Origin of the sequence: Paenibacillus artemisiicola, assembly GCF_017652985.1 — a bacterium.
GTDB lineage: Bacteria > Bacillota > Bacilli > Paenibacillales > Paenibacillaceae > Paenibacillus_Z > Paenibacillus_Z artemisiicola.
Window position 1 is genome coordinate 1 of the sequence record NZ_JAGGDJ010000011.1, and the last position, 21,422, is coordinate 21,422.

20 protein-coding genes are annotated in these 21,422 nt (G+C 63.7%); 6 read left to right on the top strand and 14 right to left on the bottom strand.

Annotated features, from left to right (window positions below):
- The 3 genes from I8J29_RS15355 to I8J29_RS15365 form a co-directional block, all read right to left on the bottom strand.
- Positions 1–958: response regulator (locus tag I8J29_RS15355; protein WP_208848432.1), on the bottom strand; the 958-nt coding region annotated here is incomplete at its 3' end.
- A gap of 350 nt (positions 959–1,308) precedes the next feature.
- Positions 1,309–2,319, bottom strand: coding sequence for a TRM11 family SAM-dependent methyltransferase (locus I8J29_RS15360; protein WP_240546226.1), 1,011 nt, complete (start codon positions 2,317–2,319; stop codon positions 1,309–1,311).
- 4 nt (positions 2,320–2,323) lie between these two features.
- Entirely contained in the window at positions 2,324–3,238 is a 915-nt protein-coding gene (locus tag I8J29_RS15365) for an ArsR/SmtB family transcription factor (RefSeq protein WP_208848433.1), read from the bottom strand.
- A gap of 164 nt (positions 3,239–3,402) precedes the next feature.
- Between I8J29_RS15365 and arfA the strand changes: the two genes are divergently transcribed.
- Together arfA and I8J29_RS15375 are read left to right on the top strand one after the other, a co-directional pair.
- Positions 3,403–4,911, top strand: coding sequence for an arabinosylfuranosidase ArfA (gene arfA, locus I8J29_RS15370; RefSeq protein WP_208848434.1), 1,509 nt, complete (start codon positions 3,403–3,405; stop codon positions 4,909–4,911).
- A gap of 408 nt (positions 4,912–5,319) precedes the next feature.
- Positions 5,320–5,691 (top strand): VOC family protein, encoded by a 372-nt coding sequence (locus tag I8J29_RS15375; RefSeq protein WP_208848435.1) that lies wholly within the window; start codon positions 5,320–5,322, stop codon positions 5,689–5,691.
- 646 nt (positions 5,692–6,337) lie between these two features.
- Here I8J29_RS15375 and I8J29_RS15380 read toward each other — a convergent pair.
- The 5 genes from I8J29_RS15380 to I8J29_RS15400 form a co-directional block, all read right to left on the bottom strand.
- On the bottom strand, positions 6,338–7,966 hold the full coding sequence (locus tag I8J29_RS15380; RefSeq protein WP_208848436.1) for a sensor histidine kinase: 1,629 nt from the start codon (positions 7,964–7,966) through the stop codon (positions 6,338–6,340).
- Positions 7,963–8,646, bottom strand: a complete 684-nt coding sequence (locus tag I8J29_RS15385) for a response regulator transcription factor (protein ID WP_208848437.1) — start codon at positions 8,644–8,646, stop codon at positions 7,963–7,965. The genes I8J29_RS15380 and I8J29_RS15385 overlap by 4 nt, the downstream gene beginning before the upstream one ends.
- Positions 8,647–9,005: 359 nt before the next feature.
- A complete protein-coding gene (locus tag I8J29_RS15390; RefSeq protein ID WP_208848438.1) occupies positions 9,006–9,290 on the bottom strand; it encodes a small, acid-soluble spore protein, alpha/beta type in 285 nt (94 codons plus the stop codon).
- A 65-nt stretch (positions 9,291–9,355) separates the two neighbouring features.
- Positions 9,356–10,309, bottom strand: coding sequence for a magnesium/cobalt transporter CorA (gene corA, locus I8J29_RS15395; RefSeq protein ID WP_208848439.1), 954 nt, complete (start codon positions 10,307–10,309; stop codon positions 9,356–9,358).
- Between the two features lie 82 nt (positions 10,310–10,391).
- Positions 10,392–11,798 carry an S-layer homology domain-containing protein gene (locus tag I8J29_RS15400; RefSeq protein WP_208848440.1) on the bottom strand — a complete coding sequence of 469 codons (1,407 nt, stop codon included), beginning with the start codon at positions 11,796–11,798 and terminating at the stop codon, positions 10,392–10,394.
- 442 nt (positions 11,799–12,240) lie between these two features.
- On the opposite strand from I8J29_RS15400, the gene I8J29_RS15405 reads away from it, so the two are divergent.
- Positions 12,241–13,245: a helix-turn-helix transcriptional regulator gene (locus I8J29_RS15405; RefSeq protein WP_208848441.1), complete on the top strand. Its 1,005-nt coding sequence runs from the start codon at positions 12,241–12,243 to the stop codon at positions 13,243–13,245.
- Between the two features lie 74 nt (positions 13,246–13,319).
- A complete protein-coding gene (locus I8J29_RS15410) occupies positions 13,320–14,114 on the top strand; it encodes an SDR family NAD(P)-dependent oxidoreductase (protein WP_208848442.1) in 795 nt (264 codons plus the stop codon).
- Between the two features lie 104 nt (positions 14,115–14,218).
- Here the strand turns inward: I8J29_RS15410 and I8J29_RS15415 are convergent, their stop codons facing one another.
- The 6 genes from I8J29_RS15415 to I8J29_RS15440 all read right to left on the bottom strand — a co-directional run bounded on the left by I8J29_RS15415 (position 14,219) and on the right by I8J29_RS15440 (position 20,083).
- Positions 14,219–14,818 carry a response regulator transcription factor gene (locus tag I8J29_RS15415; RefSeq protein ID WP_208848443.1) on the bottom strand — a complete coding sequence of 200 codons (600 nt, stop codon included), beginning with the start codon at positions 14,816–14,818 and terminating at the stop codon, positions 14,219–14,221.
- A gap of 3 nt (positions 14,819–14,821) precedes the next feature.
- Positions 14,822–16,072, bottom strand: a complete 1,251-nt coding sequence (locus I8J29_RS15420; protein WP_208848444.1) for a sensor histidine kinase — start codon at positions 16,070–16,072, stop codon at positions 14,822–14,824.
- A 3-nt stretch (positions 16,073–16,075) separates the two neighbouring features.
- On the bottom strand, positions 16,076–16,828 hold the full coding sequence (locus tag I8J29_RS15425) for an ABC transporter permease (protein ID WP_090639293.1): 753 nt from the start codon (positions 16,826–16,828) through the stop codon (positions 16,076–16,078).
- An 84-nt stretch (positions 16,829–16,912) separates the two neighbouring features.
- Positions 16,913–17,803, bottom strand: a complete 891-nt coding sequence (locus I8J29_RS15430) for an ABC transporter ATP-binding protein (RefSeq protein ID WP_208848445.1) — start codon at positions 17,801–17,803, stop codon at positions 16,913–16,915.
- A 513-nt stretch (positions 17,804–18,316) separates the two neighbouring features.
- Positions 18,317–19,234 carry a DMT family transporter gene (locus I8J29_RS15435; RefSeq protein ID WP_208848446.1) on the bottom strand — a complete coding sequence of 306 codons (918 nt, stop codon included), beginning with the start codon at positions 19,232–19,234 and terminating at the stop codon, positions 18,317–18,319.
- A 282-nt stretch (positions 19,235–19,516) separates the two neighbouring features.
- Positions 19,517–20,083: a PadR family transcriptional regulator gene (locus I8J29_RS15440; RefSeq protein WP_208848447.1), complete on the bottom strand. Its 567-nt coding sequence runs from the start codon at positions 20,081–20,083 to the stop codon at positions 19,517–19,519.
- Positions 20,084–20,246: 163 nt separating this feature from the next.
- On the opposite strand from I8J29_RS15440, the gene I8J29_RS15445 reads away from it, so the two are divergent.
- Complete coding sequence (locus I8J29_RS15445) at positions 20,247–20,759, top strand: hypothetical protein (RefSeq protein WP_208848448.1); 513 nt, start codon at positions 20,247–20,249, stop codon at positions 20,757–20,759.
- Between the two features lie 160 nt (positions 20,760–20,919).
- A complete protein-coding gene (locus I8J29_RS15450; RefSeq protein WP_090639304.1) occupies positions 20,920–21,288 on the top strand; it encodes a Na-translocating system protein MpsC family protein in 369 nt (122 codons plus the stop codon).
- Positions 21,289–21,422: the final 134 nt, after the last annotated feature.

Here is a 21,422-nt window from a genome sequence, read left to right on the forward strand (position 1 = left end):
GTTCGCGGGTCGCGGGCTCCGCCGGCTCCGGCCGGAAGGCGGCGTCGACGGGCGGCGCGGCCGCGAGCGTCCCCTCCTCGGCGTTCGCCGCGAGCGCCGCGGCCGCCGCCCGGGCGGACAGATGGATGCCGGCGGGCGACGCCGCCGCATGGCCGATGCCGCCGGAGAAGGCGGACTTGAACAGCCCCCGGTACTTGCGCCACATCGGAAGCAGCTCGGCGAAATGCCGCTCGGCCTCGGGCTTCGCGCACAGCACGTACGCCTCGCCCGTCTGCCCGTTCACCCAATGGTAGCCGAGCTCCTTGCCTTCCCACAGATCCGCCAGGATGTTGTCGAGCGAGAACGCGAGCAGCCGCCGCTCCTTGTCCCCGATCCGCGCGCCCGCCGCGATCCGGTCCGGCCGGAAGATTGCGACCGTGAAGCTGCCGCCTTCGAGCAGCACCTCGCCGCCCGCGCAGCCCTCCTCGAGATCGGCCTCGGAGAGCGGCTCCTGGAACAGGCGGCGCAGGAAATCGTCGCGCAGCACCTTCGCGAGCAGCTCGGCCTTGCGCTTCAGCACGGAGACGCGGAGCTCGGCCTGCTTCTCCTCGCGCAGCCGCTCCACGGCGCGCGCGAACGTATCGCGCAGCATCTGGAACTGCAGCGGCTTCAGCAAGTAATCGATCGCGCCGAACTGAAGCGCCTTCTGGGCGTATTCGAAATCGCTGTAGCCGGACAAAATGACGACCCGGATGAACGGATAGCGCGCGTTCATAGACGTCATCAGCTCGATGCCGTCCATGAACGGCATGCGGATATCCGTCACCACGATGTCGACGGGACGCTCCTCCACGAATTGAAGCGCTTCCAATCCATGCGAGCAGGTGCCCGCCACTTCGATCCCGACCGTCTCCCAGGACCAGGAAGCGAGGCCCTCGCGAATTTCTTTCTCGTCGTCCACGATCAGCAATTTGTACACGTTGCGAATCCCCCCGTATCTGTCGGTCCCAACAAGTAACAGTATTGCGTTATTGATTCCAGTGTACTGCTGCCCGGCCCGGCCGACAAGGGAATCCCGGAAAAAGGAAGGCCGTTGGTCCCGGGCGAGGGCGAAAACCGGAAGGATTTGGCGAATCGCATAATTATGGAAGAAATTCGCCGCGTTTCGTCACGGCGAACGGCAAAAAAGCCTCCCGTTCCGGGGAGGCCCCGCTTATTCGAAATCGCTGAAGCATGTTATTCGGCACGCTTACTTGGAATGTTTATTTTAACCGTTTGTTATTCGAAACACGATTTCGGTACGCCGTAGTTCGCAGCCTCGTCGCTGCTTCACCGCACCCGTGCTTCATCGGCGCCTTGCCGCTTCGCTCGTTCGCCCTCGCACACCAGCACGTGCCGCTCGAACTTGCCCTTGCGGACCGCGGCCCGGTCCAGGACGCGCAGGCCCGCCTGCGCCAAGGCGGCGTCGATCGTCTCCGTCGTGACGACGACGACCCGGCGCGCGAGCCGGCGCGCGGCGCGCAGCATGGCGAGCCGCTCGTCCTCCGGCAGCACGGAGCACAGATTGTACGGCAGGTCGAGCACCGCCGCGTCGCACGGCCCTTCCGGACCGGGCGCAAGCGTCGTCATGTCCGCGAGCTTCACGACGTCCGGCATGCCGAAATGCGCCAAATTGAGCCGCGCGCCCTTCAGCGCGAGCGGGTTCACGTCGTAGCCGACGATGTCGATCCCCATCGACAGCGCCTCGATCAGCACCGTGCCGATGCCGCAGCACGGATCGACGGCGCGCAAGCCCGCGCGGATGTCCGGCACGGCGAGGTTGACGACCGCCCGCGCGACGCGCGTGCCGAGCGCCGTGGAATACGGCTGCGGCTTATCGTTGTGCTTCAGCCACGCGGCCTCGCTCTTCGCGTACTCCCCGAACCAATAGCGCCCCCGCGCGAAGGCGACCCCGAACAGCCGCTCCGGCCGGCGCATCTCGGCTTTGCCGGCGATCCGCCAGCCGATCGTCCGCTCGGCCGCGCGCTGCGCGTCGTAGTCCGGCTCGCCGCAGACGAACGTCACCTTGAACGTCCGGCCCTCGAGCCGCACGGCGTCCGCGGCATAGGCGGCGATGTCCTCGGGACGCCCGCCGGACGCCGTGACCGCGAGCCGGCCGCGGATGAACGGGCTTCGGCTCGGATCGACGTTTTTATCGGATATCACACAACCGTCGACAGGTTCGGCGCCGAACAGCGCGCGCATCTCCAGCAGGAACAAGTCCCGCTCGTCCTCGTGCGAGGCGACCGGATAGAGAAAAACCGGTCGTTCCGGCCCGTGCATGTTTTGCATGTTTTGCATGTCCTCAGCCTTCCATTCCCGCGCTGCGGTAAGTGCGGAAGAGGATCGACTGGTTGTAGTTGCCGAAGCCCTCGCCGTAGAGGGTAAGGCCGCCGACATGCTCCGCGTCCTCGGGCACCTCGAAGCGCAGCTGCCAGTCGTTGCGCGCCCGGACGATGTCCCGCAGCGTCACGGCGGACAGCCGCTGGCCGTCGATGAAGGTGCCGTCGTTCGTGACGCGGACGACCTTCAGCCAGCCGTACTGGTTGACGGTCCACCAGGGAGGCGTCAGCCGGCCGCGGCCGTCGCCGGAATCGCCGGGGCTCGTCCAGACGCCGAGCAGCGTGTCGTTGAGGTAGAAGTGGATGTCCGACGGCCAGTCCGCCTGCACGCCGGGAGCCTCCGAGCCGATCTCGAACGAGATTTCGATCTCCTCCAGCGCTTGGCCGGGGAGGACGTAGTTCGGAATCCGGTATTGAACGAAGCCTTTGCCGAACCAGAGGATCTGCGCGTGCATCCGCTCCGGCTCCATGAAATAGCGCGGGTCGTCGAACTGCCCGATGATCCGCTCCGTCGTGGCGAGCCCGCAGGTCGGGTGCACTTCGAAATCCGTGTAATGCCCGACCGGCACGGCGATCTCCTGGCATTCCCGCTTCTGTCCCTCCGGCTGCGGCAGGGACAGCTCGACGCGGCTGACGGCGAGCGAGCAGATCTTGTGCGTGCCGCCGCCCCGCCGGACGAGCTTCGTGCGGATCAGGCCGCCCTTCTCCAGCTTCTTCGTGTGCATCGTCACGATGGCGCTGCTGAGGCCGAGCGCCGCGGCCAGCTCCTTCACGTTCATCGGCTGCTCCGACAGCAGCTCCAGGATGCGCAGGCGGACGTCGCTCGCGAGCGCTTCGTAGAGAGGGAGCCATTTCCGGTCCAAATTCGCGCGTATCATTGCTTCTCACCGCTCCATCCATTCAAGTTAACCTTTATATTAATTCAGAACGAAGCAAAAGAAAAGCTTGCTACGAGACTTCGGGATAGGGTTTAATAGGGTTGCAAGCGCTATTATGTTAATTGGTTAACAACAATATTAATTTAATTGACGAGGTGGGTTCCATGGCAATGAAAGCGACGATGATCGTGGATAAGGATTTTACGATCGGCGAGGTCGATAAACGTCTCTACGGCTCGTTCATCGAGCATTTGGGGCGGGCGGTGTACGGCGGCATTTACGAGCCCGGCCATCCGTCGGCCGACGAGCAGGGCTTCCGGACCGACGTGCTGGAGCTCGTGAAAGGCATCGACGTGCCGATCGTCCGCTATCCCGGCGGCAATTTCGTCTCGGGCTACAACTGGGAGGACGGCGTCGGGCCGGTCGAGCTGCGTCCGAAGCGGCTGGAGCTCGCTTGGCGCACGGTCGAGCCGAACCTGATCGGCTTGAACGAGTTCGTCGACTGGTGCCGCAAGGCGAATTCAGAGCCGATGATGGCGGTCAACCTGGGGACGCGCGGCCCCGAAGAAGCCCGGCAGCTCGTGGAATACAGCAACCATCCGTCCGGCTCGCAATGGAGCGATCTGCGCGTCTCGCACGGGTACAAGCAGCCGCACGGCATCAAGACGTGGTGCCTCGGCAACGAGATGGACGGCCCGTGGCAGATCGGCGCGAAGACCGCCGCGGAATACGGCCGGATCGCGGCCGAGAGCGCGAAGGTCATGCGCTGGGTCGACCCGTCCATCGAGCTGGTCGCCTGCGGCAGCTCCAGCCTGAACATGCCGTCCTTCCCCGAGTGGGAGCGGACGGTGCTCGAGCTGTGCTACGACCAGGTGGACTACCTGTCGCTGCACCAATATTACGGCAACCGCGACAAAGATACGGCGAACTTCCTCGCCCAATCCATGGGCATGGACAGCTTCATCCACTCCGTCATCGCCACGGCCGACTACGTGCAGGCGAAGAAGCGGAGCAAGAAGAAGATTCACCTCTCCTTCGACGAATGGAACGTCTGGTACCACTCCAACGACGCCGACGCCCGGATCGAGCCGTGGTCGGTCGCGCCGCCGCAGCTCGAGGACGTCTACAACCACGAAGACGCGCTGCTCGTCGGCAGCATGCTCATCAGCCTGCTGAAGTGCGCGGACCGGGTGAAGATGGCCTGCCTCGCGCAGCTCGTCAACGTCATCGCGCCGATCATGACCGCGAACGGCGGCGGCGCCTGGAAGCAGACGATCTACTTCCCGTACATGCACGCGAGCCTGTTCGGCCGCGGCACGGCGTTGGTGCCGCTCGTCTCGTCGCCGAAGTACGACGCGAAGGACTACACCGACGTGCCGTATCTCGACGCGGTCGCGGTGCACAACGCGGAAGCCGGCGAAGTGACCGTCTTCGCGGTCAACCGTCACCTGAGCGAAGCGCTGCCGCTCGAGATCGACCTGCGCAGCTTCGGCGCCTGCCGCGTGCTGGAGCATCTCGTGCTCGAGAGCGACGACCTGAAGGCGGCGAACACGCAGGACGCGCCGGACCGCGTGGCCCCGCACGCGCGCGGCGGCGCCGAAGCCGACGGCGGCGCGGTGCAGGCGCGGCTAGGCCGAGCGTCGTGGAACGTGATTCGCTTGAAGGTGGTTTAAAGCGCGAGACGAGGAAGGGACGGAAGGGCGAAGGCGGAAGGGATGGCAGGTCGAACGAGGAAGGGATGGCAGGTCGTAAGACGACCTCCCGTCCCTTTTTTTGCTGCGTGCCGGTGCGTGGTTTCTGGACGGCGTCCGCTCGCTCCTGACCAGTGTAGCTCCGATTGCGCAACTTGCCGCTCAACGAATATACTATCATTATACGAAACTAAATTTCATACAATGAAACCATTCCGTGAAACCGGACCATGAAATCATACGGAATCCAAACCATGAAAACATTCGATAACTCAAAACCATGAAATCATACGATAACACCATACCTTGAAAACATTCGATAACTCCAAACCATGAAATCATACGATAACACCATACCTTGAAATCATCCTTCGTTAGGAGGCGTTGTTCATGACATTCTCGTTCCTCGGCATCAATCACGTTCAGCTTGCCGCGCCGAAGGGCTGCGAGGCGGCAGCAAGGGCGTTTTTCGGCGGCGTGCTGGGCTGGCCGGAGCTGCCGAAGCCGGAGCCGCTCGCGCGGCGCGGCGGCGTCTGGTTCCGCTGCGGCGCGCATCAGGTGCACATCGGCGTCCAGCGCGATTTCTCGCCGGCGACGAAGGCGCATCCGGCCTTCGCGGTCCGCGGGCTCGACGCGCTGATCGCCCGCCTTGCCGCGCGCGGCTATGCCGTTACGCCCGACGACGCGCGCGGAGAAGAAGGCGTGCGGCGCTTCTACGCGAACGATCCGTTCGGCAACCGGCTGGAATTCATGGAGCTTTAGCCGCGCCCCATTGTTGGCCATGCTTGCGCCCGGCGCCCGGCCGCCGCATCTTAGTACCTCCGCATCCCCATATGCATCCACCGCCTGCAGGTCCGCCTAGTTCATCCGCCCTGCCGCCCTAGTCGCCAATCGCGGGCACTCGTATGCACACGTACTCGCCGCGGCCCGAAGGGCGACAAACGCCAAAAAGCCCCGGATCCAAAGGAATCGCGGAGCTTTCCTATCGAGGCGGAAGAGCGTCGCAAGCCGCGGCGGGCTCTTGTACGCTGGCGGCACGGGCAAGTACCGCGGATGCTCTCGGGGTTCGCTGGGCACTCGCGAGGCGCGACGGACACCTAATCGCGAACTTTCGCGGCCACCAGAGCCGTTATTTGCGCGAAAACGGGCTTATCGCCATTGAAACGGCCACACGTTCCGCTATTGCACCATTTCGAGGCCTAATAGCTTGCCAAACAAGCCAATAAGCGCTCCCGTGTCCGCGAAACGGGGATTTGACGCCCATTCGCGTAAATAGCGGCTCTCCTGTCCGCCTAACAGCGCCCGCTCTCCCCTCCCCTCCCCTCCCGACTTATTAGCGGCCTAACCGCAAAAAAGCCCCGCCCGCCCGCGACGACCGCGGACAAGCGGGGGTCTCCCCATACCCAAGCTACGCCGCGCCCGGCAGCAGCACGTCGAAGCGCACGCCCTCCGGCGTGTTGCCGATCCGGTACTTCGCGCCGTGCGCGTCCAGCACCTTGCTGACGATGTACAGCCCGAGCCCGCTGCCGCCCGTCGACCGGCTGCGCGACTGCTCCGCGCGGAAGAACGGCTCGAACAAGCGCGGCAGCTTCGCCTCGTCCAGCTGGACGCCGGTGTTGAGCACCTCCAGCCGGTAGCGGAGCGGCGCCGCCTCGAGGTCGTCCAGCAGCTCGGACGCCGTCGTGCCTTCCAGCGTCGCGCCGGCGGAACCGGCCGCCGCCGCCTTCGCGCCTCCATGCCCGCCGAACGCCTCGTCCGGCGTTCCCGCCGCCCCGCCGGCCGCCCGGCGCTCCTCCACGAGCCGCACGTACACCCGCTCGCCTTCGCCGGAATACTGCACCGCGTTCGTGATGATGTTCGACACGGCTTTCGAGATGAGCCGCTCGTCGGCAATGATCATCGCTTCCTCCGGCAGCTCGCAGGCCAGCTCCATCTGCTTCACGCCCGCCAGGTAGCTCATGCCGTCCATCGATTCCCGCACGAGCTCGGACAGGTCCACCTTCCGCATGAGCGGCCGGAAATCGCGGCTTTCCAGCTTCGACAGCTCCAGAATCTCGTGCACGAGCTTGTCCATGTCCTGCATGATCCGGTACGACTTGCGCAGGTACGTGTCCCGGTCGCGAAACGGCCCGACGCCCGCGATCATCGCCTCGAGCTGGCCGCTGACCGCGGTGATCGGCGTCTTCAGCTCGTGCGAGATCGTCGCCACGAACTCCCGCCGTTTCGCCTCCTGCTCCCGCTCCCGCTCGATGTCGCTCTTCAGCTGGGCGTTCGCGTCCTGCAGCTCGCCCATCGTCGACTGCAGGTTCACGGCCAGCTTGCTCAGGCTGAGCGACAGCTCGCCGAGCTCGTCGCGCGACTTGAGCGCGGGCTCCGTCGCCGTGAAATCGAGCTTCGCGAGCCGGTGCGCCACGCCGTTCAACGACAGCAGCGGCCGCGCGATCAGCCGGGCGTAGATGAACGCGCCCCCGATGGCGATCAGCAGGATCGGGACGAGCATGTACGGCAGGAACAGCAGGATGACGTCGGCCGCCTCGCCGATCGGCTGCAGCGGCGCATCCACGTACAGCGTGAACGGTTCGTCGCTGCCCGCGAACGCGACCTGCCGTTCGGCGCTCAGGATGCGATCGCCGCCCGCCGCCCCCGGTCCGCCGCCGCGGTCCACGAACCGCCCCGTCTCCATCTGCTTGCGCAGCAGCGGGAAGCCGCCAACGCCGGAGCCGTCGGACAACCAGCCCTTGAACGAGCGGAAGTTCGGCGGAATGTAGTACCCGCCCCCGTCCTTGTCCCGCAGCATCATGACGGCGTTATGCTCCTGCCCGAACGCCGCGATCCGCGGCAGTCCGTCCTCCGCCGACCGCCCGTCCACGGCGCGGACCAGCTCGTTGACGCCGCTTTCGAGCCGCGACTGCTTGATGTAGCGGTAGTAGCTCGGCAGCATGAAATACAGCGTGAGGTAGATGAGCACCGCCGAGACGACGAGCAGCGCCGTCGTGACGAGGAAGATTTTGAACCGGATCCCTTTGCGCCGGATCATCCGCCTACCCCGGCCAGCTCCGACTCCAGCGCGTACCCGACGCCCTTCACCGTGCGGATCACGGAGATCCCGAGCTTCTTGCGGATGTTCTTGATATGCGCGTCCACGATCCGGGAATCGCCGAAATAATCGTAGCCCCAAACTTTATCGAGCAGCATGTCCCGCGTCATGATGCGGCCGGCGTTCGCGATCAGCGTGTTCAGGATGTCGAACTCCTTCGTCGTCGTCTCCACGAGCTTGCCGTCCACGAACACCTTGTACGCGTCGGCATCGAGCCGCAGCCGGCCGCCCCACAGCTGCTCCCCGGACTGCGCGCCGCGCGTCCGCCGCAGCACCGCCTCCACCCGCTTCATCAGCACGTGGAAGGAGAACGGCTTCGTGATGTAATCGTCCGCTTCCTCCTCGAAGGCGCGCAGCTGGTCCTTCTCCTCGCCGAGCGCCGTCAGCACGACGACGGGCGTATCGCCCTTCTCCCGGATGCGCCGGCAAATCGTGTAGCCGTCCAGCGTCGGCAGCATCAGATCGAGGATGACGAGATCGTACGTCCCGGCCCGGAACCTCTCCCATCCTTCCAAGCCGTCTTCGGCCACGTCGACGTCGTACTGCTTGGCACGCAGAAACTCCGCGATCAGCTCCTGGATCGCCTGGTCGTCCTCAATGACAAGAATAGCCGCGGGCATAGGCAAACAACCCCCATTGAACTAAGATACGTTCAGTGTAGCCGCCCTTGCTGAAGCAAAAATGAAAGAAATCTGAATTTTAGCTGAAAAGCCCGGGCAAGGTAATACGTGTCCTGCGCCGCCCGAACGATAACCGTCCCGGACGCGCGAAAGCCGCCCGGCTGCCCGGACGGCTTGGCTTCATCGTTTGACGATCGGCATCATGACTGCATGATGACGGCAAGAGTTGCGTATCGATACGGATGACGATTTCGAATTGCGGCCGCGGAATTTCTTCCGAAACGATAGCCGCTCAAGCGGCCCTCTCGCCGCTTGAGCGAAAAAGGCCGTCATCATAAGGCTGCCAAACTGCCGCCGCCTTACGGCTGCTGCTTGGCCAGCTTCTCCTGCGCCATGCGCACGAGCTCCTTGACCATCGAGCCGCCGATTTGGCCGCCGATCTGGCCCATCCGCTCGGTGGACGCGTCGCCGTTGTAGCCCCGCTCGAGCGGGATGCCGAGCGACTGCGCCACCTCGAATTTCACGTCGTCCGGCCGGCTCGGGTTCACGACGAACCCTTCCCGCCGCATCACCTCGGCCTTGAACGCGCTCATCGCGGCGTCCGCGCCGGGCACGAGATGCTTGCGCCTGCTGCGTCTTGACATGTGACTCGCCTCCTCGGGTATCGGTAGTCCTACGTTCCCCAAGCGGCGGTCATCTTATGCGCGCGTCAGTCGAACCAGCCTTTCACCTTAAACCATGCGAACATGCCGAGCGCCACGATTCCCATGATGATGAGAACGCCGTAGTAGCCGGTATGCCACTTCAGCTCCGGCATATTCTCGAAATTCATGCCGTAGACGCCGGCGATAAACGTCAGCGGCATGAAAATGACCGTGATGACCGTCAGCGTCTTCATGATCGTGTTCATGCGGTTGGCGCTGAGGGACATGTAGTGGTCGCGCAGATCCGACGTCATCTCGCGGTTGGACTCGACGATTTCGGCCAGCTTCAGCAGATGGTCGTACACGTCCGTGAAGAACATCTGGTAGCGGTTCAGGTTTTCGATCCGCTGCGTGTTCTGGATCCGGTACAGCAGCTCGCGCATCGGCAGGACCGTCTTGCGCAGCTTCAGCAGCCGGTTCCGCATGTCGAACACCTGCTCAAGCTTCTGCCTGGTGCCTTGGTCGTTCGAGCCCGTCGCGAACTCCAGAATCTGATCCTCGATCGCTTGAGCGGCCGGAAAATATTCGTCCACCAGCTCGTCGATGACGACATACGCCGCATGGATGCAGCCGTGCGTCTCCCAATGCGGCTTATGCAGCACCTTCTCCCAGGCGCGCAGCAGCTCGCGGCGGGGGTGCTTGTGATAGCTGACCAGGTAGTTCGGGCCGAGAAACAGGTCGACCTCCTGCGTCTCCAGCGTGTCCGCCGACATCGCGTGCAGGACGAGGAAGTGGACGTCGTCGTAATGGTCCAATTTCGGGCGCTGCAAATAGTACAGGCAGTCCTCGATCGCGAGCGGATGGAAGTGAAAATGCCCTTCCCCCAGCAGCAGCGCCTCCTCGGCCGACGGAGCCATGAAGTCGACCCAAAACCAGGTAACCGCGTAGTCCTTCAGTTCTTCGAGCGAGGACAGCTGGACCATCCGCTTGTCCTCCGTAGCGGCAAGTATACGAATCATGATGCACGCACTCCAATGCAAAGCCGTTTTCAACTAGTGTATCACCCGAAGCCGCCCCCAATCAAAAAGCAGGGTCCCCCGCTCAATCGTACGCGAACCGGAACGTCACCACGCCGCTGTTGTCCAGCGTATAGGCATAAGACCGGACGTTGTCGTGCTTGGTGATCATGGCGTTCCAAAAATCTTCGCCGTTCGGGTCGGCGTACGTCCGCTTGAGCGTGATCGTCTCCTCGCCCGCCTCGATCGCGGCGTCGACGCGCGCCTCGAACGCGGCCGGCGTGTCCGCGACCAGCCCGTTGTAGACGTAGTAGTTGTACGCCTGCGCGGTCGCCTTCGGCAGCTTGTCCGTCCATACGTGGTCCCGGCGAAGCTCCGCGTCCGTGACGTTGAAGTATCCGTACGCCACCCGCCCTTCCAGGTCCGGCACGGGATCGTCCCAGGTGACGTCCAGGTTGTAGTAGCTGCCTTCGATCTTGACCTTGTTCCATGCATGCGCGCCGCCCCCGGCCGTGCCCCGCACGTAGTAGGCCTCGATGCCCGCCATCCGCAGCAGCAGCTGGGCCGTGTACGCGTAGCCTTGACAGACGGCGACGCCGTCGACCAGCAGACCGTACATCGTGTAGGAATCGGCCGGCACCGTGTCCTTGCGGTAATTGTCGTAATCGTAAGCCGCGTGCAGCAAAATATAATCGTGGATCGCCAGCTCCCGCTCGTATTCCGTCATGCCCGGCTTGACGATCTCGGCGAGAATCTCGCGCGCCTTCTTGTCGACGATGCCCGCCCGCTCGTCCTTGATGACGACCGGCTTCGTCTGCAGCGGCGCGCCCAGCAGGTCGGCCTCGCTCCGGACGAAGTACGAGCCGAACCGCTCGAAGATCCGGTACACGAGCACGATGGACTGCTCCCGCGTCGTCGTCTGCTTCGGCAGGAAGCGCGCGTACGGGCCCGTGCCGTCGCCCTTCATGACGCCGCTCGCCGCCAGCAAGCCGACCGCCTCGCGCGACCAGTCGGCCAGCTGCTTCGCGTCCGCGAATACGGGGGCCGTCCCGGCCGCGCCCGAAGCCAGCTCGTCGCGGAAGCCCGCCTTGGCGAGCGTGTTATAGAGCATGAGCGCGATTTGCTCGCGCGTCACCGTCGCCTTGGGCGAGAAGGTATGCGCGCCCGTCCCCTTCACGATGCCGAGCGCGTACGCCCGCAGCACGCCGGCGCTGCTCGTGTCCTTGAACGGATTGGCGCCCGGCGCCGGCGCCTCCTGGTCGGTCAGCACCTCGTACAGCTGCACGGCCATATCGCTGAATTCCTGGCGCGTGAGCGCCAGCTGGTAGCTGTTCGTCAGGCCGTACGGAATGAGCCCGCTCGCGATGGCCGCGTCGATCTCGGCCTTCGCCCAGGAGCTCGGCGCGCCCGCCGCCGCCGCGGCCGCCGGCCGGGCCGGCCAGCCCAGCTGTCCCGCCAGCAGCGCGACGATCAAGATAAGCGCGATCCCCATGCCGCGCGTTCGTATCCGCATTGGCGTCCGTATTGGTTTCTGTCTCTGTTCCGTCTTCCGTTTCCCCATTTGCAGCTGCTTCTGTATCCGCTTCCGGTTCTGCATCCGTTTCCGTACCCTCCCGCGTGTTCGCTAGGAATCTCTCGATTTCTCGCCAACGCTATGAATCTAGCATTTCGTCCCTAGCTTACCACATGCGCGGCCGCGATTTACAATATTTTGAATCCGCCGGACGCGAAAATGCCCCGAACGGCCTAGTCGCGGCCGCCTGGGGCAGTCCCGGGTTGCGCTGCGGAACGGCGCCGGCATCGACAGGCCGGCGAGGTGTCAAAAAGACCCAAGATGACGCCGCCCGACGGTTAAGCTATACTCGGAAGCATCGATGGTCCGCGGGCACCGCGGACCGTATGCGATTGGACGTTGTCTTAGGAGGTCGACAGCCATGAACGCTCCTTCCGCAGACCGCATCAAGATCGCGCCGGGCTTCTGGACAAGCTTAAGAAGCATCGGGGTGGAACCCGTTGACGTAGCGATCCAAGCCCGTCTAGCGCGATCCGTCATCGACGAACCGTTCGTCACGGCCGCCCGCTATTACGCGATCTGGCAGGCCTATTCCGATCTAATCGGCGGCGCCGCCGCGGGAATCGTCAAGCTTGCGACCGCGTACGAAACGGCTCACTATCCGCCGGCCGCCTTGGCGACCTTCCACGCCCGCGACTACCGGGACGCGCTGAACCGCATGGCGCGCTATAAGCAGCTTTGTCCCCCGGAAAACTTGCGCATGCGGGAAGACGGCGGGCAGTGCTCGATAGAATTGGCGTGGCGGGATGCCGGGCAACCCGGACCGCCGGTGCTCGTCGGCATCACGTTCGCCTACCTGCTCGAGCTCGGGCGCCGGGGAACCGGCCGTCGCCTGACGGCTCGTTCCGTCGAAATCATCCCTTCCATGGGCGACGTTCGCGCCCTTGAAGATTATTTCGGCTGCCGCGTTCGGACGGGGGCGGACCGCAACCGGCTAACGCTGAATCGGGACGATCTGGACCGTCCCTTCGCTTCGCACAACGAAGAGCTTCTCGAGATTCTGACTCCCGCCTTGGACCGTACGCTGGATGAACGACGGAACCCGCCCGCCATAAGCGCTTTAGTGAAGCAGACCTTGTCCCGATTCCTCGCGCGAGGGCCAATCGATATCCCGACCGTCGCCTTCGAGCTGGGCATGAGCGATCGCACCTTGCAGCGCAGACTGACGGACGAAGGCACGAACTTCAAGCGGTTGTTGGCGCAAACCCGGCACGAGCGGGCGCTCGCTTACTTGGCGGACCCGTCGCTCGCGATCAAAGAGATCGCGTTTCTCGTCGGCTACGAGGACCAGAATTCGTTCTATCGCGCGTTCCGCTCGTGGGAAGGGGAGACCCCCGCCAATTGGCGCGCCGCGCAAGAACGTTGACGTTCCGCGCTAGTTACCGGGCAGGCGAAGTGAAGTATCCTAATCCCTATCCTAGACAAAAGGAGTACAAGCAGATGGAGATGGGATTAACGAATAAGACGGCTTTAGTAACGGGATCGACCCGAGGCATCGGAAAAGCGATTGCCCTTGAACTCGCCCGGGAAGGCGTTCACGTGCTTGTCAACGGCCGGAACAACGACGACGTCGCGCGCACGGTCGCGGAGATCCGAGCGGCGTTCCCGGAGACGGAACCGCGGAACGCGGCGGCCGACCTCGCCGATGCGCGGCAAAGAGAAGCTTTGCTCGCGAGGTACCCTTGCGTCGATATTCTCGTCAACAACGCGGGCATCTACGAGATCATGGCCTATGACGATGTAGACGATGACGTATGGGAGAAGTACATCCGCACCAACGTTTTGGCCGCCAACGGCTTAACCAAGTTTTATCTGCCTGCCATGCTGAACCGCGAATTCGGCCGCATCGTCTTCATCGCGAGCGAAGAAGCCGTCATGCCTTCCGGCCAGATGCCTCAATATGGCGTGACCAAATCCATGCTGTTGTCGCTGTCCCGGAGCTTGTCCAAGCTGACCCGCGGCGCCGAGGTGACCGTGAACGCAATCTTGCCGGGACCGACCCTCTCCGAGAACGTGCGGCAGATCATCGAAAGCGCGTATGCGAACGAAGAAATGGCCTTCGAGGCGAAAGAGAAGGATTTTATGGCGAAGCACCTGCCTCAATCCGAAATCCAACGGTTTATCCGGCCCGCGGAGATCGGCCGCTTGACCGCGTTCATCTGCAGCCCGATGGCCTCCGCCTTCAGTGGTTCTCCGATCCGCATGGACGGCGGAATGGTACCGACGATATTCTGATTGTTCGGGTTGGCGGATGCGATCGTGCGGCAAAACAAAAAAACAGTCGGCCGCTTTATTTTCGCGTCGGACTGTTTTTTTGTGAGTTCCCCGAAATGTCCGTACTACAGCCAGCCGTTCTTCTCCGCGATGCCGATCGCGTCGATCCGGTTCTTGGCCTCCAGCTTCTGGATCGCCTCGGACAGGTAATTGCGCACCGTCCCCGCGGACAGGTAGAGCCTGCCGGCGATATCGCCCGCGGAGAGCCCTTCCGCGGCCAGGCGCAGCACCTCGCGCTCGCGCTCCGACAGCGGGTTCTCGCTCTCGAAGAACGACAGGGCGAGCTCCGGGCTGACCGCGCGGCCGCCCTTGTGCACCGTCCGCAGCGCCGCGCCCAGCTCGTCGATCGGCGAATCCTTGAGCAGGAAGCCGCGAACCCCCGCCTTCATCGCCCGCTGGAAATACCCCGAACGCGAAAAGGTCGTCAAAATGACGACTTTGCACGCATGGCCCCGCTCCTTCAGCTTCTCCGCGACGTCGAGTCCGCTCATGTGCGGCATCTCGATGTCCATGACGCAAATATCCGGCCGGAGCCGCTCGATCTGCTCCAGCGCCTGCCGGCCGTCCTCCGCCTGGGCCACGACCTCGATGTCGTCCTCCAGGTCGAGCAGCGCGCTGAGCGCGCCGCGCAGCATGCCCTGGTCTTCCGCTACGATGACTTTCATGGCCTATGCGCCCTCCCTTGCTTTATCCACGAGCGGCACCGTGAAGACGAGCCGCGTTCCGCGCTCCGCGAGCGGCCGCTCCGCCGCGAGCACGCCCTCGATCAGCTTCAGCCGGTCGCGCATCCCCTTCATGCCGTTGCAGCCCGCGGCCGTTTCGTCCTTGCCCTTGTCCGGCAGCCCGACGCCGTCGTCCTCGACCGTCATCCGCAGGACGCCCGGCTCCCGCCGCAGATCCACGGTGCAGACGCGGGCCCGGCTGTGCTTCACGACGTTCGTGACCGACTCGCGCAGGCACATGCCGAGGATGTTGTCGATGAGCGGCGACGGACTCAAGCGCTCGGCATCGCTCTCGCTCCCTTGCGCCGCGACGCCGAAGCGCGGGGATTCGCCCGCGAAGGCGGCCTCTTCCTCCGGCGAGACCGTACCGCCGTCGCGCGCCGCCGCCTCGGCCAGCTCGCCCCGCTTCTCGAGGAAGATGCCCGCGGCGGCCAGAATTTGCTTGGCATGGTCGACCTCTTGGCGAATCGTCACCGCGTTCATGCCCGATACTAATTCCCGGACCTGCTTCAAGGCGGCGCGCGACGTCATCTGAATGTCCTTCACTTCCTGCGCGGCGCGCTCGGGGTTCTTCATGATCAGTTTCTCGGCCAGCTCGCTCTTCAGCGTGATGAGCGACAGCGTATGGCCGAGCGTGTCGTGCAGGTCGCGGGAGATGCGCTGCCGTTCTTCGTTCTTCGACAGCCGCGCGATCTCCTCGTTGGCGAGGTTCAGCTTCTTGCGCAGCTCCTTCGACCGCTGCCCCAGCTTGAAGCCGATCGGCATGAGCAGCATGACGGCCATGGCCGGGAAGAGCTGCACCATCATGTCCGGATCGCGATACACCTGCCAATAGACGATATTGAACCCGAACAGCCCCAGCATCAGGACATAGCCGGCGATCAGCTCCCAGCGCTTCCGCAGCTGCCCGACGAGCGGCGACGCGTAGAACGCCAGATAGATGCCGCTCGCGTCGAACTTCAGGCAGAACAGCAGCGTGATCGCGATGAGGCCGAACACGGAGACGATCCGCCAGCGGTCCAGGAAGTAGCCGCCGACGTACAGCGCGACGAAGACGACGACGACGCCCAGGCCTTCGATCATCTGCACCGCGGGCAGCTGGAACAGCGCCGTGAGCGGGAACACCAGATAGACGAGCCAGACCAGCGTAAAGACGAGAGGCGGTCCCGATGCGGGCCGCCTGGCGAATTTGAACATGGATTACACCGCTTCCTGCTTTCTCATGATATAAGAAGATACTACCATGAACACGACCACGTATGCAGCCAAAATTCCGATGCCAGCCCAGTCGACCGTGCCGCCGGCAAGCATGTTCCACGCGCCTTGGCCGAGCCGATAGGTCGGCAGCGCCTTGGCGATGTCCTGCATCGTCTTCGACATCGTCGTGATGGGCATCCACAGGCCGCCGAGCACGGACATGCCCATGTAGACGATCATGCTGACGACCTGCACCGCGTCCGGGTTGCGCATCGAGCCGAAGAGCGTGCCGAGCGCCATGAACGACATGCCGCCGATCCAGATCCACAGACCGCACGAGAGCCAGGTCGACGCCGGCAGGTCGAGATGCTTGCCGAAGCCGCCGATGAGGAACATCATGACGATGATGAACAGGTTGATGAGCGCCTGCGCGCCGATCTTGGAGACGATGTATGCCCAGGAAGGGAGCGGCGTGATCTTCAGCATCCGGATCCAGCCTTGGGAACGCTCGCGGGCGAGCCGCATGCTGAAGGTCGTGAAGCTCGCGCCGATGATGCCGTAGCAGGTCATGGACATCAAGTAGTACGCATTGAAGTTCGTGCCGGCGATGTCCTGGTTGCCGATCGTGCTCGAGAAGAGGAAGTAGAAGACGACCGGCATGATGACCGAGAAAATGACGAACCGTTTATTGCGGACCGTCCGCAGCAATTCCGCCTTGCATTGGGCGACCGTCGCCCGAAGCATCGTTTGATTCATTCGTATTCATCTCCTAAATGAGGGTGGGCTATGCGATGTTGCGATCTCGCCTTTCGTTCCGTCAAGCCGAATGTCCGAAGCGCCTTAGTTGGCTTGCTCCACGAGCGCCTGGAACGCGTCGTCCAGTCCGCCGCTGTGGATTTCGATGTCGCGCATATCGAACTTGCCTTCGACGAGCGCCCGGATCAGGCCGTCGGTGTCGCGGCTGAACACTTTGACCTTGCGCCCGCTCCACTCGACGTCCGTGACGCCCGGCAGCCGGTGCAGCGCGTCCGTCGTGACCGACGGACCGGCCACGAACGAGACGACCCGGCCGGTCGTATCCGACTTGATCTCGCCCGGCGTGCCGTCGGCGATGATCCGGCCGTTGTTGATGACGACGATGCGGTCGGCGATGCTGTCCGCCTCGTCGAGGTAGTGCGTCGTCAGCACGATCGTCCGGCCTTTGCCGGCCATGGCGCGGACCGTGTCCCAGAACAGCTGGCGGGACGTCACGTCCATGCCGACCGTCGGCTCGTCGAGGAAGATGACGTCCGGGTCGCCCGCGAGCGAGAGGGCGAATCCGAGCCGGCGCTGCTGGCCGCCCGAGAGCGAGGAGGCGAGTTTATCTTTCTCGGCTTCGAGGTTCGATACCTTCAGCAGGTAATCGAGCGGCAGCGGCTTCTCGTAATAGCTGCGGAAGAGGTTGATGCTCTCGCCGACCTTCAGCCCGTCGATGACGCTGACTTCCTGCAGCATCGCGCCGATCCGGTCGCGGACGCGCGCGTCGCCGGGATCGCCGCCGAGCAGCTTGACCGTGCCCTTCGTCGGCTTGTGCAGGCCGAGGATCATGGACACCGTCGTCGTCTTGCCGGCGCCGTTCGGGCCGAGCAGCGCGACGACCGTGCCTTCCGCGATCGACAGCGTCAAATTGTCGACGGCTTTTTTGTCCTTGTAGATTTTGCTCACGCCGGTTAACTGAATTGCTGGTTTCATCTCGTTCACTCCCGCCTTCGCGTTCTTGATGATTTCATTCTACCGCCGGCGCCGGCCTCCCGGTACGCATGAACGTAATGCGTTTCGCATGACAAGTGTCACCCGTTTCGCGGCATGTTTGTCATGCGCGCCGGCGCGGCCGCGGCTTGACGGATTACGGTTATGCGCGTATAATGATGAATCGTATCAAGTGTAACCTCTGGTTTTTCCTCGAATTGATGTGATTTACCCTCCACGAATCACCGCAGTTTAATTCCTTTTAACACGGCTGCTTGAAGGAACACGGATTCACCACTGGCGCGGTCTAGGAACCGCAAGGACGATCGAGAGGTCGGGCTATCGTCGCTTTCGTGCATGTTTATGAAAGTAGGAAGACATGGCGGTTACGCTTAACTATATCGGGGCAGCGCTGCAGGTAATACCCGGCGCTACGCTCTGCTTGCACATACAAGACCCCCGCTTCGTTACGAAGCGGGGGTCGTCCAATTTCTATGGGCGCCGACGCGCGCCCGCTCAGGCGCCGATCGACGCCGGCTCGCGGCGTTCGATGCCGATCCACAGCAGGCCGGCCGCCATGAAGGCCGTGCCGGCCAGCTGCCAGCCGCTGAACGCTTCGTCGAAGAACAGATAACCGGCCCCGACCGCGGAAGCCGGCACGACGTAGCGGAAGAAATTCGCCCGCGCGGCGCCGATGCTGAACATGCCGGCGTTCCAGACGACGAAGGCGAAGACGGTGCAGACGAACACGTTGAACAGGATCGCCGTATACTCGCTGCCGCCGAGCGCGGCCCACTCGACCTTGCCCCAGGAAGGCAGGGTCAACGGAAACATGAACAGCACGCCGAACGCCGTATACCAGGTGCTGACGCGCAGCGCGGAGTAGCGCTGCATGAGCGGCATGCAGGCCAGGTTGAACAAGGCGCCCACGACGCTGACGGCCAAGGCGAGCAGGTTGCCGGTCATGTGGCCGGACGAGAGGTCGAAGCCTTCCCCGCCGCCGAGAATGATGAAGCACACGCCGACGATGGCGGCGATCCCGCCCGCGACGAGGCGCGGCGTGATCCGCTCCCGCAGGAAGAGCGGCCCGAACAGCGCGGCGAAAATCGGCCACGGCGCGACGTTCAGGAGCGACGCGTTCGCGAGCGTCGTGTATTTGATGGAATACATGACCGCGATCTCGAGCCCGGTCACGCCGAACAAGCCGAGCACCGCGAGGCGGGGCAGCTCCTTCGCGGGCAGCCCGACGCTGCCCTCCCGCGCTTTCAGCAGCAGGAAGAAGAACGGCAGCGCGAGCGAAAAGCGCAGGAACGAGAACAGCACCGGATCGAACGTCTCCATCCCTTTTCGCGATACCCCGAAATTCGCGCCCCAGACGGCGGCGACGACGGCCAGCCCGGCATAATGCATCCATCTGCGTTCCTGCTTCTTCATCTCTCTCATGTCTCTCCTCGAACCCCATTCCCCCGGTTGGTCGCTTGCGTGAAGCCTGACAACAGTTTGCCGGATTCGCGAGGGAAACTCAATACAAAAATTCCGGCTTCCGGCACGTCGTCGCGGCCATCGCGGGCGCGTTCGAAAGACGGGCCTTTGCGACGGCGGGGATTCGCGCGCGGAGAACCGCCTTGGCCTGGCGGCCGGGCGGCCCCGAGCGGGATCGGGCCGAGGCGCGCGGGCGAGCAGCGGCCGGCGGGAAGCGCCGCCGGAACCGCGGCGTCACTCCTCCGGCCGCGGCCGCGCGGACGACGGCTTGAACAAGGGCAGCGCCCAATCGATCCAGCCGACCTCTTCCCGCAGCAGGCGCATCCGCCGCTCGTAGAGCAGGTAGCGGCCGAACTGCTTGGACGCGATGTCCGCGACGGGCGGATCCTCGTCCTCCTCCATGCCCTTCATGCCCTCCTGCATGCGCGCCAGCCGGGCGAGCAGCGCCTCGCGTCGTTCCAGGAACAGCTTGCGGCCCGTCTCCGGATCCAGGAGGCCGATCGCGTAGATCTTAATGAGGAATTCGTCGCGCTCGAGAATATCCGACGGCGGCTGCTCCTTGATCCAGGCGCGCAGGCGCCCGGTGCCGGCGTCCGTGATGCTGTACAGCTTCTTGTCCGGCTTGCCGGTCTGGCCGATGAGCTCGAAGGTGACCAGTCCCTCCTTCTCCAGCTTCGCGAGCAGCGGATAAATCTGGCTGTGCTGCGCCTGCCAGAAGACCTGCAGCAGCTTCGTGAGCTCGTACCCCGAGCAGGGCTTGCGCGCCAGCATGCAGAGCAGGGCGTAAGCTAATGCGATCATGAACGGTAATCCCCCTACGATAATGCGTTTTTCTGAAAAAATGGTACCACAAATCGGCGCGAAACGCATGCCGGCGCCTCGAGGGTACCACGAAAGTTAGAACTCTCCGCGCGCGCGGGGCGGCGCTATGCTGGAAACAAACCTTCCCGAAGGAGTGACTCCCATGGCCGACCCGACCGTCCCTCTCTCCCGGCACATTCTGCCCTGGCTGGGCCGCAAGCTGGCGGCCGCCGCGGTCGCGACGGCGATCTCCGCCGTCTTCCTCCCCGCGTTATTCCATTTCGCGTCCGGCAGCCCGTCCTGGGCGGATGCGCTGACATCCTGGCTGTTCGGCAGCTTCTTGCTGCTGCTCTACGCCGCGCCGTTCAACTTCGTCTACGGCGTCGCCTGCTCCATGCTGATCGAGCTGACGCTCTTCCGGCTGCTCCATCGCCGCCCGCACGCCCCGATCTCGCTGCTGCTGCACGCCCTCTGCGGCTTTTGGGCGCTGCCGCTGCTGTTCGGCGCCCTGAGCGGCGGCTGGCTCGGCGCCTTGTGCGCGGCGCTCTTCTTCTTCGCGGACCTCACGCTGGCGAGTACCGGCAGCCGGCGAAAGCGGCTCGGCGCCGCGCTCGCCTTCCTGCTCCTCCTCTCCCTGGTCCCGCTCTGCGTCTCGCTCTTCGCGGCGGCTTTTTAAGCCTGGCCGATGCATTGCCATGGTTGCGCTTTCTTGCTAAGATTGAACTAGAATCCAAGCAGAATGAAACCAGTAAGGGAAGCTGCGCGTTGAACAGACGCCGCACGGCACGGAACAGCGCTCCTGTCACCGGTTCTGCGGACAAACGAGGTGCATGGCAATGAACAAGGCGGAAGCGGAATTCAGCAATTTGGTCAAAGCCTTCCGCAAGCGCCACATGGGCAAAGGCCCCGGCCGCATCACGACGACCTTCTGCAAGCATTGGGCGATTTGCGAGATGGAAGGCAACCTCTCCCCCGTGGAGAAGTTCATCGCGACGGCCGACGACGGCAAGCAGATGCTGCGCGAAGCGCGCACGCAGTGGGTGAAGGACATTTACCGCAACCACCCGCCGGTCGAGATGGAGGCGCTGCTCGGCGCCCGCTTTTTGGAGCTGTACGTGGATATCGATATCGATAAGGATTTCGGCATGTCGATCTTCGTGTTCGATCAGGACATCGAGCGCAAGTTCGGCGGAAGCCGCCCATAACGGCACGCGTTGGCGCTTGGCAGCGAACCTGCGAGAGACTAACCGCGTTCGGGACGATTTTTTTCCGGTCTGGCAACGGCTTGGAGAGAAAGCGCCCCGGCGCGGTTTTTTTGTCCCTTCCGGCTCGTTCGCGC

Bases quoted from the DNA above. Each gene is read 5' to 3' on its own strand.
- I8J29_RS15420 (WP_208848444.1), bottom strand. From the start codon at position 16,072: ATGTTCAAATTCGCCAGGCGGCCCGCATCGGGACCGCCTCTCGTCTTT.
- arfA (WP_208848434.1), top strand. From the start codon at position 3,403: ATGGCAATGAAAGCGACGATGATCGTGGATAAGGATTTTACGATCGGC.
- corA (WP_208848439.1), bottom strand. From the start codon at position 10,309: ATGATTCGTATACTTGCCGCTACGGAGGACAAGCGGATGGTCCAGCTG.
- I8J29_RS15410 (WP_208848442.1), top strand. From the start codon at position 13,320: ATGGAGATGGGATTAACGAATAAGACGGCTTTAGTAACGGGATCGACC.
- I8J29_RS15445 (WP_208848448.1), top strand. From the start codon at position 20,247: ATGGCCGACCCGACCGTCCCTCTCTCCCGGCACATTCTGCCCTGGCTG.
- I8J29_RS15450 (WP_090639304.1), top strand. From the start codon at position 20,920: ATGAACAAGGCGGAAGCGGAATTCAGCAATTTGGTCAAAGCCTTCCGC.
- I8J29_RS15365 (WP_208848433.1), bottom strand. From the start codon at position 3,238: ATGATACGCGCGAATTTGGACCGGAAATGGCTCCCTCTCTACGAAGCG.
- I8J29_RS15405 (WP_208848441.1), top strand. From the start codon at position 12,241: ATGAACGCTCCTTCCGCAGACCGCATCAAGATCGCGCCGGGCTTCTGG.
- I8J29_RS15380 (WP_208848436.1), bottom strand. From the start codon at position 7,966: ATGATCCGGCGCAAAGGGATCCGGTTCAAAATCTTCCTCGTCACGACG.
- I8J29_RS15440 (WP_208848447.1), bottom strand. From the start codon at position 20,083: ATGATCGCATTAGCTTACGCCCTGCTCTGCATGCTGGCGCGCAAGCCC.
- I8J29_RS15375 (WP_208848435.1), top strand. From the start codon at position 5,320: ATGACATTCTCGTTCCTCGGCATCAATCACGTTCAGCTTGCCGCGCCG.
- I8J29_RS15435 (WP_208848446.1), bottom strand. From the start codon at position 19,234: ATGAAGAAGCAGGAACGCAGATGGATGCATTATGCCGGGCTGGCCGTC.
- I8J29_RS15425 (WP_090639293.1), bottom strand. From the start codon at position 16,828: ATGAATCAAACGATGCTTCGGGCGACGGTCGCCCAATGCAAGGCGGAA.
- I8J29_RS15385 (WP_208848437.1), bottom strand. From the start codon at position 8,646: ATGCCCGCGGCTATTCTTGTCATTGAGGACGACCAGGCGATCCAGGAG.
- I8J29_RS15390 (WP_208848438.1), bottom strand. From the start codon at position 9,290: ATGTCAAGACGCAGCAGGCGCAAGCATCTCGTGCCCGGCGCGGACGCC.
- I8J29_RS15360 (WP_240546226.1), bottom strand. From the start codon at position 2,319: ATGCAAAACATGCAAAACATGCACGGGCCGGAACGACCGGTTTTTCTC.
- I8J29_RS15415 (WP_208848443.1), bottom strand. From the start codon at position 14,818: ATGAAAGTCATCGTAGCGGAAGACCAGGGCATGCTGCGCGGCGCGCTC.
- I8J29_RS15400 (WP_208848440.1), bottom strand. From the start codon at position 11,798: ATGGGGATCGCGCTTATCTTGATCGTCGCGCTGCTGGCGGGACAGCTG.
- I8J29_RS15430 (WP_208848445.1), bottom strand. From the start codon at position 17,803: ATGAAACCAGCAATTCAGTTAACCGGCGTGAGCAAAATCTACAAGGAC.